The sequence below is a fragment of the Streptomyces sp. NPDC047072 genome (assembly GCF_040643855.1).
In the GTDB taxonomy this organism is placed as follows: domain Bacteria; phylum Actinomycetota; class Actinomycetes; order Streptomycetales; family Streptomycetaceae; genus Streptomyces.
In genome coordinates this window covers 14,459-28,859 of the sequence record NZ_JBEYVC010000057.1, presented here as the reverse complement: position 1 = coordinate 28,859, position 14,401 = coordinate 14,459, and the positions used below count along the sequence as shown (strand labels likewise).

The 14,401-nt window shown below is 70.7% G+C and carries 13 protein-coding genes; 1 reads left to right on the top strand and 12 read right to left on the bottom strand.

Translation table 11 applies throughout. The features are described from left to right. Window position 1 precedes the first annotated feature (1 nt). From ABZ896_RS23945 to ABZ896_RS23905, 9 genes are all read right to left on the bottom strand, one after another. Entirely contained in the window at window positions 2-1,039 is a 1,038-nt protein-coding gene (locus tag ABZ896_RS23945) for a sugar kinase (protein ID WP_360932542.1), read from the bottom strand. Beyond that, window positions 1,036-1,797, bottom strand: a complete 762-nt coding sequence (locus ABZ896_RS23940) for an SDR family oxidoreductase (RefSeq protein WP_360932539.1) — start codon at window positions 1,795-1,797, stop codon at window positions 1,036-1,038. The genes ABZ896_RS23945 and ABZ896_RS23940 overlap by 4 nt, the downstream gene beginning before the upstream one ends. Then, the gene (locus ABZ896_RS23935) at window positions 1,794-2,837 is read right to left on the bottom strand and encodes an alcohol dehydrogenase catalytic domain-containing protein (protein WP_360932536.1); all 1,044 of its coding nucleotides are present in this window, start codon (window positions 2,835-2,837) and stop codon (window positions 1,794-1,796) included. Before ABZ896_RS23935 ends, ABZ896_RS23940 begins: the two co-directional genes overlap by 4 nt. Then, entirely contained in the window at window positions 2,834-3,271 is a 438-nt protein-coding gene (locus tag ABZ896_RS23930) for an RbsD/FucU domain-containing protein (protein ID WP_360932533.1), read from the bottom strand. Before ABZ896_RS23930 ends, ABZ896_RS23935 begins: the two co-directional genes overlap by 4 nt. Beyond that, the gene (locus ABZ896_RS23925) at window positions 3,262-4,143 is read right to left on the bottom strand and encodes an amidohydrolase family protein (RefSeq protein WP_360932530.1); all 882 of its coding nucleotides are present in this window, start codon (window positions 4,141-4,143) and stop codon (window positions 3,262-3,264) included. The genes ABZ896_RS23930 and ABZ896_RS23925 overlap by 10 nt, the downstream gene beginning before the upstream one ends. After that, complete coding sequence (locus tag ABZ896_RS23920; RefSeq protein WP_360932527.1) at window positions 4,136-5,449, bottom strand: enolase C-terminal domain-like protein; 1,314 nt, start codon at window positions 5,447-5,449, stop codon at window positions 4,136-4,138. The genes ABZ896_RS23925 and ABZ896_RS23920 overlap by 8 nt, the downstream gene beginning before the upstream one ends. Window positions 5,450-5,527: 78 nt before the next feature. Next, window positions 5,528-6,568: an ABC transporter permease gene (locus ABZ896_RS23915; protein WP_360932524.1), complete on the bottom strand. Its 1,041-nt coding sequence runs from the start codon at window positions 6,566-6,568 to the stop codon at window positions 5,528-5,530. After that, window positions 6,561-8,066: a sugar ABC transporter ATP-binding protein gene (locus ABZ896_RS23910; RefSeq protein ID WP_360932521.1), complete on the bottom strand. Its 1,506-nt coding sequence runs from the start codon at window positions 8,064-8,066 to the stop codon at window positions 6,561-6,563. Before ABZ896_RS23910 ends, ABZ896_RS23915 begins: the two co-directional genes overlap by 8 nt. Before the next feature lie 39 nt (window positions 8,067-8,105). Next, window positions 8,106-9,167: a sugar ABC transporter substrate-binding protein gene (locus ABZ896_RS23905; protein ID WP_360932518.1), complete on the bottom strand. Its 1,062-nt coding sequence runs from the start codon at window positions 9,165-9,167 to the stop codon at window positions 8,106-8,108. Between the two features lie 392 nt (window positions 9,168-9,559). On the opposite strand from ABZ896_RS23905, the gene ABZ896_RS23900 reads away from it, so the two are divergent. Beyond that, a complete protein-coding gene (locus ABZ896_RS23900) occupies window positions 9,560-11,791 on the top strand; it encodes an alpha-L-fucosidase (protein WP_360932515.1) in 2,232 nt (743 codons plus the stop codon). A gap of 49 nt (window positions 11,792-11,840) precedes the next feature. Here the strand turns inward: ABZ896_RS23900 and ABZ896_RS23895 are convergent, their stop codons facing one another. The 3 genes from ABZ896_RS23895 to ABZ896_RS23885 are packed head-to-tail and all read right to left on the bottom strand — an operon-like array spanning window position 11,841 to window position 14,358. Beyond that, on the bottom strand, window positions 11,841-13,022 hold the full coding sequence (locus ABZ896_RS23895; RefSeq protein WP_360932513.1) for a cytochrome P450: 1,182 nt from the start codon (window positions 13,020-13,022) through the stop codon (window positions 11,841-11,843). Window positions 13,023-13,063: 41 nt separating this feature from the next. Beyond that, window positions 13,064-14,167, bottom strand: a complete 1,104-nt coding sequence (locus ABZ896_RS23890; RefSeq protein WP_360932510.1) for an FAD-dependent oxidoreductase — start codon at window positions 14,165-14,167, stop codon at window positions 13,064-13,066. Then, window positions 14,164-14,358, bottom strand: coding sequence for a ferredoxin (locus ABZ896_RS23885; protein ID WP_360932507.1), 195 nt, complete (start codon window positions 14,356-14,358; stop codon window positions 14,164-14,166). The genes ABZ896_RS23890 and ABZ896_RS23885 overlap by 4 nt, the downstream gene beginning before the upstream one ends. Window positions 14,359-14,401: the final 43 nt, after the last annotated feature.

Genomic DNA, 14,401 nt, shown 5'->3' with positions numbered 1-14,401 from the left:
GTCAGCGTCTGACGTGGGCGGAGCCGCCCACCATCAGGGCCTCGACCTCGGCGAGCGCCGCCATGGAGACGTCACCCGGTGTGGTCATGATCAGGGCGCCGTGGGCGGTGCCGTAGGCGAGGGCGCGCTCCAGCCCCTCGTCGGCCAGCAGGCCGTGGATCAGTCCCGCGGCGAAGCCGTCGCCCGAGCCGATGCGGTCCAGGACGTGCAGTCCGGGCATCCGGGGACCGGTGACGAAGCCGGTCTCGGGCGACCAGGCGGCCGAGGACCAGTCGTTGATGCCCGCGGAGGGAACCTCGCGCAGGGTGGTCGCGAGCACGCGTGCGGACGGCAGGGTCCGTGCCAACTCCGCCAGGACATCGGGGAGTTCGTCGTCACCCACCCGCCTCTGCCCGGGGCGCTCCCCCGCCAGCCCGAGCGCGCCGATCACCACGTCGGCGTGCCGGGCCAGCCTCAGGTCGACCTCGCGGGCCCGGTCGGCGCCGCCCCGGCCGGCCCAGAGGCTGGGGCGGTAGTTGGGGTCGTAGGAGACGGTGACCCCGTGCCGCCGGGCGGCCGCCATCGCCTCGTCGGCGACGTCGACGGTGGTGTCGGACAGGCCGGCGAAGATGCCGCCGGTGTGGAACCAGCGGGGCCCGGTGGCGAAGACTGCGTCCCAGTCGATGTCGCCCTTGCGCAGCTGGGAGACGGCCGTGTTCGCGCGGTCGCTGACGCCGAGCGCGCCACGGGCGCCGAAGCCGCGCTCGACGAAGTTCAGGCCGTTGCGGGCGGTGCGGCCGATGCCGTCGCCGGGCACCCAGCGGATCAGCGAGGTGTCGACGCCGCCCTGGAGGATCAGATCCTCGACGAGCCGGCCCACCGCGTTGTCGGCCAGGGCCGTGACGACGGCCGTGCGCAGGCCGAAGCAGCGGCGCAGCCCCCGTACGACGTTGTACTCGCCGCCGCCTTCCCAGACCTGGAACGTGCGGGTCGTGCGGATCCGTCCCTCGCCCGGGTCGAAGCGGAGCATCACCTCGCCGAGGGCCACCACGTCGGTCACCGGCCCAGCCACCCCCCGTCGACGGGCAGGATCGTGCCGTGCACGTAGGAGGCCGCGTCCGAGGCGAGGAAGACGGTGGCGCCGGCCAGGTCGTCCGCGCTCCCCCACCGCCCGGCCGGGATGCGGTCCAGGATCGCCGCGCTGCGCTGCGGATCGTCGCGCAGGGCCTGGGTGTTGTCGGTGGCGATGTAGCCGGGCGCGAGGGCGTTGACGTTGACGCCGTGCGGGGCCCACTCGTTGGCGAGCGCCTTGGTGAGGCCCGCGATGCCGTGCTTGGCGGCGGTGTAGCCGGGGACGGTGATACCGCCCTGGAAGCTGAGCAGGGACGCGGTGAAGACGACCTTGCCCCGGCCACGGGCCACCATCGTCGCGCCGACCGCCCGGGTCAGCGCGAACTGCGCGTTGAGGTTGACCTGGAGCACCAGGTCCCAGTCGGCGTCGGAGTGTTGGGCGGCCGGGGTACGGCGGATGGTGCCCGCGTTGTTGATCAGGATGTCCACCGGGCGCTCGCGTCCGGCGAGATCCGCGCCGAGGGCTCGTACGGCGTCCGGGTCGGCGAAGTCGGTGCGGATGCCCTCGAAGGCGCGGCCCGCGGTGACAACGTCCTTCTCCACCGCGCTGCCGGAGTCCTCCAGCGTGGCGCTGACGCCGATCACGTCCGCGCCGGCCTCGGCGAGTGCGCGGGCCATGGCCCGGCCGATGCCGCGCCGGGCACCGGTGACGACGGCCAGCTTGCCGGTCAGGTCGAAGAGGGTCATACGAGCTCTCCCGTCGGGTCGTTGCCGCAGTCCACGAGGATCTTCATCACGTCGCCGCCGCCCTCCAGCGCCTCGAACGCGGAGGGCGCCTCGGCCAGGGGGACGACCTTGCTGATCAGCCGGTCGGCGGGGATCGTGCCGTCGGCGACCAGGGCGACCGCCCGCTCGAAGTCTCCGCGGTCGTACAACCGGGCGCCGACGAGGGTGAGTTCGCGCCAGAAGAAGCGGTGCAGGTTCACTTCGCGGGGCCGGGGGTGGATCGCGACCAGGCAGAGCCGTCCGCGCACGCCGAGGGCCTCGACGGCGGTGTCGACACCGGCCGCGGCTCCGGACACCTCGAAGGCGACGTCCGCGCCGGCGTCACCGGTCCACCGGGCGATCGCGGCGGCCACGTCCTCGGCGGCCGGGTCCCACACGGTCAGCCCCAACTCCTCGGCCAGGGCACGCCGGTGGGCGCTCGGCTCGATCACGCGCACATCGGCTCCGGCAGCGCGGGTGACCAGGGCGATGAGGACGCCGACGGGTCCGCCTCCGACCACGACGACCCGCTCGCCCTCCCGCACCGCGGCCCGGCCGACGTCGTGCACGGCGACCGCCGTGGGTTCGACGAGCGCGGCCCGGTCCAGCGGAACCGAGTCCGGAAGCCGTACGAGGGTCGAGGCGGGCACGGTCCAGCGCTGCTGCATCGCGCCCGGCGAGTCGATGCCGATGAAGTCGAGGCGCTGGCAGACGTGTTGATGGCCCGCGCGGCAGGCCGCGCAGGTGTCGTCCCAGCGCAACGGCATCACGGTCACGGCGTCGCCCGGCCGCCAGCCCTCGACGTCCGGGCCGACGCTGACGATCCGGCCGGACATCTCGTGCCCGAGGACGGCGGGCGTGCTCACGCGGGCGTCCATGTCGCCGTGGAAGATGTGCAGGTCGGTGCCGCAGATGCCGACGTAGGCGGGGGCCAGTTGCACCTCGCCGGGACCGGGCGGTGTCTTGACGGCGGGGGCGGTGTCCAGGGTGCGGGCGCAGGTGTAGCGGACGGCGAGTGTCATCGTGTGGTCAGGGTCCCTTCAGCGCGGACGCCGATGGTCAGCAGCAGGTTGGCGTAGGTACGGGTGTCGGCGGTGACGACGGCCAGTGCCAGATCGGGCGAGCGGGCCGCGTCGTAGAACTCGAAGCGGCCGAGCGTCCGGACGGTGGTCGAGCCGAGCAGCGTGCGGTACTCCGCGAGGGCGGCCGGTTCGGGTTCGCCTTCGGGCGGCACCATCACGTGAGCCGCCTCGACGGGGACCGACCGCAGCAGGACTCTCAGCACGCTGGAGACGTCCAGGAGTCCCGGCGCCAGGTTGAGATGGACGGTCCGGGCCCGCTCACCGACTGCGGTGCTCGCGGGGTAGTGGCCGTCGGCCAGCAGTATCCCGGCGCCGTGACCGGCACCGGCGAGGGCTTCGAGCATGCCGGGGTGCAGGAGTTCGGTCAGGAGCACGAGGTGTCGTCCTTCAGGTCGTAGAAGTCGGTCGCGGTGCCGGCGAGGACCGCCTCGGTCGCGGCGGCGGTGCAGCCGTCCAGGAGTTCCTCGACGGCGGCGGCCCAGCGGTTCCAGCCGCCGGCGAGCACGCATACGGGCCAGTCGGAGCCGAACATCAGCCGCTCGGCACCGAACGTGGTGAGCAGGGTGTCCCACACCGGGCGCAGGTCGTCGACGGTCCACTTGTCGTGGTCGGCCTCCGTGATCAGGCCGGACACTTTGCACCGCACCTGAGGGTGGGCTGCCAGCCGCCTCAACCGGGCTGCCCACTGCGCCAGTTCGCCGTCACGGACGGACGGCTTGCCCGCGTGGTCGAGCACCAGCGGCAGCTGAGGGAGCCGTTCGGCCAGCCGGATCGCCTGCGGGAGCTGGTGGTCGCGGATCAGCACGTCGTACGCCAGTCCGCGCTCCCCCACCGCCCGCAACCCCCGCTCCACGGCCGGTCGTTGCAGCCACCCGGGGTCCGACTCGCCCTGCACGAGGTGGCGTACGGCCCTCAGGTACCGGCCGCCCGGCCCGGACCGCAGCTCGTCGAGCACGTCCGCGATCGCCGGGGAGGTCAGGTCCACCCAGCCCACGACCGCGCCGATCAGCGAGTCGCCGTCGGCCAGGGCCAGGAGTTCACGGGTCTCGGGCACCGAGGTCACGCACTGGACCACGACCGTGCGCGTCAGCCTCCGGCCCGCGATCGGCCGGGTCGCGGCCGCGCGCAGGTCGGCCCGGCCGAAGGTGCGCCGGATCGGCTCGTGGCCCGGTTCGTCCAGCCAGGGCTGGGGACGACGATCGAGGTCCCACAGATGGTGGTGGGCGTCGACCAGCCGCTCAGACACGCTCGGTCCAGACCGGACCGTCGGGGTAGGCGTACTCCTTGAGGGAGGCCGGGTGCATCTGCGCGCCCAGTCCGGGGAGCGTCGGCGCGAGGTAGTGGCCTTCGGCGATGCGCACCGGGTCCACGAAGTGTTCGTGCAGGTGGTCGACGTACTCGATGACCCGGTCCTCGGTGGTGCCGGAGACGGCGACGAAGTCGAACATCGACAGATGCTGCACCATCTCGCACAGGCCGACGCCGCCGGCGTGCGGGCAGACCGGGACGCCGAACTTCGCGGCGAGCAGCAGGATCGCGATGTTCTCGTTGACGCCGCCGACCCGCGCGGAGTCGATCTGCACGATGTCCACCGCGCCCGCCTGCAACAGCTGCTTGAAGACGACCCGGTTGGCGATGTGCTCGCCGGTGGCCACCTTGATCGGGCTGAGCGCCTTGCGGACGGTGGCGTGGCCGAGGATGTCGTCGGGGGAGGTCGGTTCCTCGATCCAGTACGGGTCGTAGGGGGCCAGGGCCTGCATCCAGTCGATGGCGGGCTGGACGTCCCATCTCTGGTTGGCGTCGACGGCGATGCGGATGGAGTCGCCGACCGCCGCGCGGGCGGCTCGCATACGCCGTACGTCGTCCTCCAGGTCGGCGCCGACCTTCAGCTTGATCTGGGTGAAGCCGTCGGCGACGGCCTCGCGGGCCAGGCGGGAGAGTTTCTCGTCGGAGTAGCCGAGCCAGCCGGGGGTGGTGGTGTAGGCGGGGTAGCCGCGTTCCAGGAGACGGGCGACGCGCTCCGCACGGCCCGGTTCGGCGCGGCGCAGGATGTCCAGGGCGTCCTCGGGGGTGAGGGCGTCGGACAGCCAGCGGAAGTCGACCTGGGCGACCAGCTCCTCGGGGGACATGTCGGCCAGGAAGCGCCAGACGGGCTTGCCCGCCCTCTTCGCGGCGAGATCCCAGGCAGCGTTGACGACGGCGCCGGTGGCCATGTGCATGGCGCCCTTCTCCGGTCCCAGCCACCGCAGTTGGGGGTCGTGGACGAGCGAGCGGGCGAATCCGCCGAGGTCGGCGCAGACCTCCTCGACGGACCGGCCCACCACGTACGGGGCGAGGGTGGCGATGGCGGCGGCCTGGGCGTCGTTGCCACGGCCGGTGGTGAACGCCAGGGCGTGGCCCTCCAGTTGGTCGTCGGCGTCGGTGCGCAGCACGACGTAGGCGGCCGAGTAGTCGGGTTCCGGGTTCATCGCGTCCGACCCGTCCAGGTGTTCCGAGGTCGGGAAGCGGACGTCGAGGACGTCCAGGGCGATGATGCGGGCAGCGGAGGACATGGGAGCAACTCCTGTGTGATCAGGCGGGGTTCGGTCCCCCTGCGACGGTGCACGGGGCGGTGGTGGCGGCCGCCCCGGTCAGTCCTGGACCTTGCCGCCGGTGATGCGGGAGATGGTCAGCGCGACCAGGATGATCAGGCCGTTGAGGGCGCCGATCCACTGGGCGGGGACGCCGGCCAGGGTGAGCACGTTCTGGATCATGAAGAGCAGGAGGATGCCGCTGAAGGCGCCGAACATGGTGCCCTTGCCGCCGTTGAGACTGATGCCTCCGATGACGGCGGCGGCGAAGACGGTGAAGATGTAGCCGTTGCCCTGCGCGGAGGCGACCGAGGCCAGGCGGCCGGAGAGCATCAGGCCGGCGAGGGCGGCGAGCACGCTGCCGGTGACGATGACGATCCACAGCACCCGGTCGGTGCGGATGCCGGCCGCCTTCGCCGCGTCGACGTTGCCGCCGATGGCGTAGAGCGAACGGCCGAAGCCGGTCCAGCCGAGGACACCGATGGCGACGGCGAACAGCGCCAGGCAGATCCAGATCGACGCCGGCATGCCGAACCATTCCGCGGTGCCCAAGTACAGCATCGAGGCGGGGAGTTGGAAGAAGGTCTGGCCGCCGGAGATCCCGGTGAGGATGCCGCGCAGCACGATCAGCATGCCCAGGGTGACGATGAAGCCGTTGAGGCCGAAGCGGATGATCAGCAGGGCGTTGACCACGCCCACCAGCGCGCCCGCGGCAAGGGTGACGGGGATGGCCCAGGCTCCGGGGAGCAGCCCGAGGCCGTGTCCGGCGCCGGCCGGGACCACCAGCCAAGCGGCCACGCCGGGTGCGAGGCCCATGGTGGACTCCAGGGACAGGTCCATCTTCTTGACGATCAGGATCATCGTCTGGGCGAGGACCAGCAGCGCCATCTCGGACATCGTCTGCAGGACGTTGATGAGGTTGTCCGGCTGGAGGAAGACCGGGTTGACGATCTGGCCGAAGATCGCGATGACGACGATCGCCGGGACGAGTGCGAGGTCCCGGAGCCGGGCCAGCGGGATCCGGCCGCCGAGCAGCGCGATGCGCTTCCGCTTCGGCTCCACGGCCTGGGCGGCGGCGTCCGCGAGGGCGGTTTCAGGCATTGAGTTCCACTCCTTCCATCGCGGCCACGAGGTCGTGGTCGTGCCAGCCGCGGTTCATCTCGGTCCTCACCCGGCCCTGGAACATCACCAGGACCCGGTCGCACATACGCAGGTCGTCGAGTTCGTCGGAGGCGATGAGCACTCCGGTGCCGGTGGCCGCGGTCTCCTCGACCTTGCCGAGGAGGAAGTCCTTGGAGCGCACGTCCACGCCCGCGGTCGGGTTGATCAGCACCAGCAGCCGGGGGTCGTCCGCGAGGGCGCGGGCCATGACGACCTTCTGCTGGTTGCCGCCGGACAGGGCGGAGACGGGCAGTTCGGGTCCCGGCGTCTTGATGGCGAGGTTCTCGATCATCCGCTCGGCGAGCCGGTCCCGGCGGTCCCGGCTCAGCAGTCCGCCCGGGCCGAGCCGCTTCGGCACGGACAGGGTGGCGTTGTCCGCGATCGACATGCCGGGCACGAAGCCCTGGTGGTGCCGGTCCTGCGGGACGAACCCGGCACCGGCGGCGAGCGCGGCGGGCACGCTGCCCGGCCGGGGCCGTCGTCCGGCGATCTCCACCTCGCCGGAGCCGGCGGCGTGCAGTCCTACGACGGTCTCGGCGACCTCGGTGCGTCCGCTGCCGGCGGCGCCCGCGAGGCCGACGATCTCCCCGGCGCCCACCCGGAAGGTGACGTCGGCGTAGGCGTCGCCGCGCAGGTCCCGTACGTCCAGCGCGGGCGGGACACCGGTGTCGAGGGTGCTCGTCCGTTCGGCGGCGCGGTAGGCCGCCGCCTCGCCGGTCATCGCGGCGACGAGTTCGGTACGCGGGAGGTCGGCGACCGGCGCGGTCAGGATGTGCCGGGCGTCCCGGAACACCGTCACCATGTCGCAGATCTCGTAGACCTCTTGAAGGTGGTGGCTGATGAACAGGAAGGTCACGCCCTGGCGTTGCAGGTCGCGGATCCGGTCGAAGAGCCGGTTGATGGCCGCCCCGTCGAGCTGTGCGGTGGGCTCGTCGAGGATGATGAACCGGGCTCCGAAGGACAGGGCCCGCGCGATCTCGACGAACTGCCGCTGCTCGACGCTGAGTTCACCTGCGGGGGTCTGCGGGTCCACGTCCACCGACCAGGTCGCCAGCAGTTCCCGGGCGCGACCGCGCGTGCCCTGCCAGCTGATCAGGTGCGCGCGGCCGCGGTCGTACCGGTTCAGGAAGAGATTCTCCGCGACGGTGAGGGTGGGGATGATCGTGGACTTCTGGTAGACGCAGGCCACGTTGCGCCGCCAGCCGTCCCGGTCGGTGGTGCGTGGTGCGGGCCGGCCGCCGAAGGTGACCGACCCCTCGTCCGCGGGCTGGAGGCCGGTGAGGACCGACACCAGGGTGGACTTGCCGGCGCCGTTGCGTCCGACGAGTGCGTGGGTCTCACCGGACCTGATGGTGATCCCGGCGCCGTCGAGGGCCACCGTCGGACCGAATCGTTTGACAATGCCCGTCGCCTCGACGACGGGCGCCGCCTGGGTCATCTCAACCGCCTTGTTCTGAGCATGAGTCGACATCCGCCATCAGCCGAGGTTGTTGCCCCACAGCGACTTGTCGTCGCTCTTGACGCTGGTGACTCCGCCGTACGTACCGCCGTCGGCGGTGACGAGCGGGGCGGAGAGCTGGTCCTCCAGCAGCCCCTCGCGGACCTGGACGATGGTGCTGTCGTGGTCGGTCTTGCCGGGCTTGAACGTCTTCCCGTCGATCGCCGCTTTGAGGTAGTACAGGGCGTACTTGGCATAGAGGTCGGCCGGCTGGGAGACCGTGGCGTCGATCTGCCCGGCGGCGATGTCCTTCAGCTCCTCGGGGATGCCGTCGTTGGACACCACGAACACGTGCTTCTTGTCCTCGGGGCCGACCAACAGGCCCTTCTGCTTGAGGACTTGGAGCGTCCCGGAGAGCGCGAAGCTGGACTGCATGTAGATGCCCTTGATGTCCGTGTGGGCGGTCAGGTCGGTCTGGAGCTTCTGCGCGGCTACCGCGCCGTCCCAGTTGGTGGCCTCGCCGAACACCTTGATGTCCGGGAAGTTCTTCTTCATGCAGTCGTTGAACGCCTCGGTGCGGTCACGGCCGTTGATGGACGACAGGTCGCCCTGGAGCATGACGACCTTGCCCTTGCCGCCGAGCTTGGTGCCGAGGTACTGGCAGGCCTTCTCCCCGTAGGCGCGGTTGTCGGCGCGCACCACCATGTAGACCTTGCCGGTGTCCGGCCGGGTGTCGACGGTGACGACCGGGATCTTCTTCGCCTCCAGCTGCGCCAGGGTCGGCGCGATGGCGGCGGTGTCCTGTGGGGCCATCGCGAGCCCCTTCACGCCCTGGCTGATGAACGTCTGCGCGTTGGCGGTCAGTTTGGCGACGTCGTTCTGCGAGTTAGTGGTCTTCAGGGAGAGGCCGAGTTCCTTGGCGTACTCCGGCGTGTACTTGATGTACGAGTTCCAGAAGTCGGTGTCGGAGCGCGGGTAGTCCACGCCGACCAGCGGCTTCCCGTCGGAGGAGGCGGAGGTGGCGGCGCCGCCGCAGGCGCTGAGCAGCACCGTCGCACAGACGGCGGAGGCGGTGGAACTGAGGAGGGTTCTGGCTCTCATCGGTACGTCCTCGCGCTTGTCCCGGAGCGGGGGTTGTGTCCTGCGGGTGACGGCTGCATGTCCCGCTGGATTGATGGGATGTATGTATAGCTCCGCTCCTGATCCCACGTCTAGACCCCGGAAATTTCCCCTGATCGGGATCGCGAGAGGTCTGATCCATCCCATCAATAAGTGCGGTCAGCGGTTCTGACCTGCGACGGGATGGAGAAATACATGTGATGTCTGTCTGGATGAACAGGGATCAACCAGACACAAACGACCTGATTCAGGGGTCAAACTCAAGTATTCATCCCTGCACGGCTGTTGACACGGATGGGACACAGGGCCGACCTTCGTCCGTAACATCCGGCGCCCGGGTTCCCCTGTCCCCCCTCCGTACCAGGGATTTCCTCATGTCGAGTTCGCTCAGCAGACGTCAGTTCGTCGCCGGTGCCACGGCCGTCGCGGCGGCCGCGGTCACCGCCGACGTGTTCGCAGCCGGCCGTGCCCTGGCGGCACCCGCCACCTACACCCCCACCTGGGACTCCGTGAACCAGCACCCGGCGGCGCCCGAGTGGTTCCGTGACGCCAAGTTCGGCATCTACTTCCACTGGGGTGTCTTCAGCGTCCCCGCGTACGACAGCGAGTGGTACCCGCGCAACATGTACAACAGCGGGAGCAAGGCCAACACCCACCACATCGCCACCTACGGCGACCCTTCCGTCTGGCCGTTCCACAACTTCATCAACGGCGCGGACGACCTGGCCGGCAACCATGTGGAGTTCGCGCCGAAGCTCAAGTCGGCGGGCGGCAACTTCGACCCCGCCGAGTGGGCGCAGCTGTTCGTCGACGCGGGCGCGAGGTTCGCCGGCCCGGTCTCCGAGCACCACGACGGCTTCTCGATGTGGGACAGCCAGGTCAGCGAGTGGAACTCGGTGGACAAGGGCCCCGGCCTCAACCTGCTGCGGCTGTTCACCGACGCCATCCGCGCCAAGAACCTGAAGCTGCTGGTGGCGATGCACCACGCCTACAACTTCACCGGCTACTACGAGTTCGCACCCGCGCAGAGCGACACCAGCCTCAAGAAGCTGTACGGGCAACTGAGTTCGACCGAGGAGAACCAGCTCTGGTACGACAAGCTCAAGGAGGTCATCGACCTCGCGAAGCCGGACATCCTGTGGCAGGACTGGCGGCTCGACCACGTCGACGAGACGCAGCGCCTCAACTTCCTGTCGTACTACTACAACCAGGCCAACGCGTGGGGCAAGGAGGTCGTCGCCACCTACAAGGACGGCCTCGACGGCCACGGCGAGGTCTTCGACTACGAGCGCGGCGGCCCCGCCGACCTCACCAACCCCTACTGGCTCACCGACGACAGCATCTCCAGCTCCAGCTGGTGCTACACGCAGGGCATCGGCTACTACTCGACGAAGCAGATGCTGCACGCGCTGATCGACCGGGTCAGCAAGAACGGCAACATGCTCCTCAACATCGCGCCCATGGCCGACGGCACCATCCCCCAGGGCCAGAAGGACGTCCTGCTCGCCATCGGCGACTACCTGGGGCGCTTCGGCGAGTCGGTCTACGACACCCGGGCCTGGACGGCGTACGGCGAGGGCCCTACCAAGATGGGCGGCGGCTCCTTCACCACCCCCACGGCCGGTACCGCGCAGGACATCCGCTTCACCCGCAACAAGGCGAACAAGGTCCTCTACGCCACCGTCCTCGGCTGGCCCGGCAGCTCACTGACGATCAAGACCCTCACCTCCGACCGGATCAGCCTCTCCACCCTCCAGTCGGTGAAGCTGCTCGACTCGACCGCCGGCACCTCCATCACGCTGGCCACTCCCACCCAGGACGCGACCGGACTGACCATCACCCTGCCCTCGTCGGCGCCCTTCAGCGCGAACGCCTATGTCCTCAAGCTCTCCTTCAGCGGGGAGATCCCCAGCCTGCGGCCCCTCGCCGGGGCCGTGGCCTTCAAGGACGTCGGCTACTCCGGCACCGGTACGGTCCTCGAGGTCGGCGAGTACACCGCGGACGACCTGACCCTGGCCGGTCTTGGCCCCCGTACCCTCTCCTCCCTGCGCCTCGCCCCCGGCTACCAGGTCATCGGCTACTCCGGCGACACCTTCACCGGCACCGCCTGGACCTTCACCGCCGACGCCACCGACCTCAGGACCACCGGCAACAACGACAAGGTCACCTCGCTCAAGGTGCAGTTCGTTCCGTCCACGTACTTCAAGCTCCTCAACGTCACCGACGGGCTGGCCCTGGACAGCGGCGGCGACGTGGCCTCCGGCTCCAACCTCAAGCAGTGGAGCTGGGACGGCAGCCCCAATCTCCAGTGGCAGGCGGTCGCGGTCGGCGACGGCTACTACAAGCTGGTCAACCGCACCAACGGCATGGTCGCCGACGGCTGGGGCGCCACCTCGGACGGCTCCCCCGCCCGCCAGGCCGCCTGGAACGGCGGCAGCAACCAGCAGTGGCTGATCACCCACCGCGGCGACGGCCGCTACTCGATCGCCAACCGCACCACCGGACTCGTCCTCGATGGCGGCGGCAACGTCTCCTCCGGCTCGGTCACCAAGCAGTGGACGTACGGCTCCAGCACCAACCTGCTGTGGACGTTCACCGCGCTGTAGGCGGAGCACTTCGGCGGCCGCGCGGTGACAGTCCGCGCGGCCGCGCCCGTCAGCTGACGCGTACGGGCAGGCTGCGGAAGCCGCGGGTGATGTTGTTGAGGGCGCGGACGGGTTCGCCGGCCAGTTCGACGCGTTCCACCCGTGCGGCCAGGGCCTTGAGGACGGCGTGGACTTCGAGGCGGGCGAGTCCCTGGCCGGCGCAGGCGTGGTTGCCGTAGCCGAAGCCGAGGTGGTCGACGGGGTTGCGGCGGACGTCGAACCGGTCGGGGTCGAGGAAGTGGCGCTCGTCGCGGTTGGCGGCACCGTAGCTGTGCAGGACGCGGGCACCGGACGGGATCACGACGTCTTCGCCGAGGTCGGCCTCGCGGGTGGTGACGCGGGAGAAGACCTGGATGGGGCTCTCGATGCGGACGATCTCGTTGAAGGCGGCGTGGATCAGGGCAGGGTCGGAGCGCAGCAGGTCCCACTGCCCGGGGTGGCGGGCGAAGAGCCACATGCCGCTGGAGAGCACGCTGATGGTGGTGTCGAAGGCGGCCACGACATAGCCCGCGAGCAGGCCGATCGCGCCTTCGACGGGGATCTGTCCCGCCTTGTGGGCCTCCAGCATGGTCCAGCCGAACCCGCCGGGCACGAGGTTCTCCTCGGCGACGACGTCGGCGAGGTAGCCCATGAGGGCTTCGACCTTGGGGACCGAGGCGGCCGTGCGCGGGCAGACCGGTCCGGCGGAGTCGAACCAGCCCGCGGCCATGTCGAGGAGCTGGTCGCGGCCCTGCTCCGGCCAGCCGATCAGATCCATGATCACGTGGACGGGGAGGTCCTGGGCGAGATCGGACACGGCGTCGAAGGAACCCCGGGCCACCAGGTCGTCCGCCAGTCGCTCGGCCCGCTGGTCGATGTTCTCGGCGAGCGGACGCAGCGCGCGGGGCGACAGGCGGTCGGTGAACAGTCTGCGCTGCTCGGTCTGCGCGGGCGGGTCCAGGTTGATCAGGGCGCTGGCCCAGGCGTCGTTGAAGCCGTCGTTGAGGCCGATGCCCCGTGCGGAGGAGAAGGTGTCCCAGTCGCCGAGGGCCGAACGCACCTGCTGGTAGCGGGAGATGAACCACAGGTCGTGCCGGGTCAGGTACACCGCCGGTCCCAGGTCGCGCAGTTGCCTGTACTGCGGGTAGGGGTCGGCGAGCGCTTCGTCGCTGAAGAGGTCGAGGTCGGAGGTGAGGGGGGTCGTGGTGGTCATGGCGATCTCCTTCGATGCCGGTCGTCCGGAGCGGGCGGGTGTCAGGCGGCGAGCGCGCGCAAACGGCCCACGGGGATGCGGTGGTTGAGGGCAGCGGCCACGGGACGGTCGGGGTGGTCCCAGCGCAGCAGGGCGGAGCGGTCGGCGAGGGAGCCCTTGAGCACGGTCGGCTCACCGGTGGCGGGCAGGGTTCCGGCGAGCTTGACGGCCAGCCCGAACGCCTCGGTCCAGAAGTACGGCCGTGGGGTGTACTGCGGCGCCGCGTCGCCGTGCAGCAGCGCGGCGACCCCGGCCCGGGCCTGACCGATCGCGGCGTCCCAGTGCGGGGTGCGGCGGAAGCGGCCGTCACCGGTGGGCAGGGCGGCGACGTCCCCGACGGCGACGATGTCCGGTGACCCGGCCCGGCAGCGTTCGTCGACGACGACCCCGCCCAGCAGGGTGAGTCCCGAGCCGTGCAGCCACTCGGAGTTGGGCCGGCAGCCGACGGCGGTGACGACGAGGTCGGCCTCCAGTCGGCTGCCGTCGGCGAGCCGGGCGCCGTACGCCGTCGGGGTCACGCCGTCCGGGCACACCACGGTCCGTACGCCGTGTTCCCGCGTCGCCCGCTCGAACAGTCCGGCGAGGAACGGGCCCAGCGTCGTCACGAACGGGGCTCGTACGTCGACGACCGTGACGTCGAGGCCGAGTCCGGCGGCGACGGAGGCGATCTCCATGCCCAGGAAGCCGCCGCCGATCACCAACACGCTGCGGGAGACGGCCAGTTGGGCCCGTAGACGCAGCGCGTCGTCCAGGGTGCGCAGGACCAGCCCGTGCTCTCCCAGCGTGCGGGCCCGCGCCCCGGTGGCGATCACGAGCTTGTCGTACGGGAGTTCCGTACCGCCCTCGACATGCACCAGCCGGGCGTCCGGATCCAGGCGGGTGGCCCGGGCGCCGGTGAGGACCTCGATGTCGGCACCGAGCCGCGGGAGCGCCACCGACTCGGCGTCATCGGTGCCCTTCAGTACTCCCTTGGACAGCGGCGGTCGGGCGTAGGCGGCCTGCCCCTCGTCCCCGACGAGGGTGATCGCGCCGTCCCAGCCCTGGCGCCGCAGTTCGTCCACGGCGGTCACCCCGGCGAGGGAGCCGCCGACCACGACCGCCCTCATCGGCCGATCCTGAGCGCCGCCACCGGGCAGGCCCGGGTGGCCGCCTCGGCCTTCTCGGCGAGGGCGTCCGGGATGTCGTCCAGCAGGACGGTGACGACGCCGTCGTCGTCGAGCCCGAAGACCTCGGGGGCGGCCTGTTCACAGAATCCGAAGCCGTCGCAGCGGCCTTCGTCCACGTCGATGTGCACCATGGGCCCACCCTCGGGGAGCGGGCCCGCGGGGAGATATGGGTGA

Excerpts from the sequence above, each read along its gene's own strand:
- ABZ896_RS23920 (WP_360932527.1), bottom strand. The coding sequence starts at position 5,449 with ATGTCCTCCGCTGCCCGCATCATCGCCCTGGACGTCCTCGACGTCCGC.
- ABZ896_RS23910 (WP_360932521.1), bottom strand. The coding sequence starts at position 8,066 with ATGACCCAGGCGGCGCCCGTCGTCGAGGCGACGGGCATTGTCAAACGA.
- ABZ896_RS23885 (WP_360932507.1), bottom strand. The coding sequence starts at position 14,358 with ATGGTGCACATCGACGTGGACGAAGGCCGCTGCGACGGCTTCGGATTC.
- ABZ896_RS23940 (WP_360932539.1), bottom strand. The coding sequence starts at position 1,797 with ATGACCCTCTTCGACCTGACCGGCAAGCTGGCCGTCGTCACCGGTGCC.
- ABZ896_RS23915 (WP_360932524.1), bottom strand. The coding sequence starts at position 6,568 with ATGCCTGAAACCGCCCTCGCGGACGCCGCCGCCCAGGCCGTGGAGCCG.
- ABZ896_RS23905 (WP_360932518.1), bottom strand. The coding sequence starts at position 9,167 with ATGAGAGCCAGAACCCTCCTCAGTTCCACCGCCTCCGCCGTCTGTGCG.
- ABZ896_RS23900 (WP_360932515.1), top strand. The coding sequence starts at position 9,560 with ATGTCGAGTTCGCTCAGCAGACGTCAGTTCGTCGCCGGTGCCACGGCC.
- ABZ896_RS23890 (WP_360932510.1), bottom strand. The coding sequence starts at position 14,167 with ATGAGGGCGGTCGTGGTCGGCGGCTCCCTCGCCGGGGTGACCGCCGTG.
- ABZ896_RS23895 (WP_360932513.1), bottom strand. The coding sequence starts at position 13,022 with ATGACCACCACGACCCCCCTCACCTCCGACCTCGACCTCTTCAGCGAC.
- ABZ896_RS23935 (WP_360932536.1), bottom strand. The coding sequence starts at position 2,837 with ATGACACTCGCCGTCCGCTACACCTGCGCCCGCACCCTGGACACCGCC.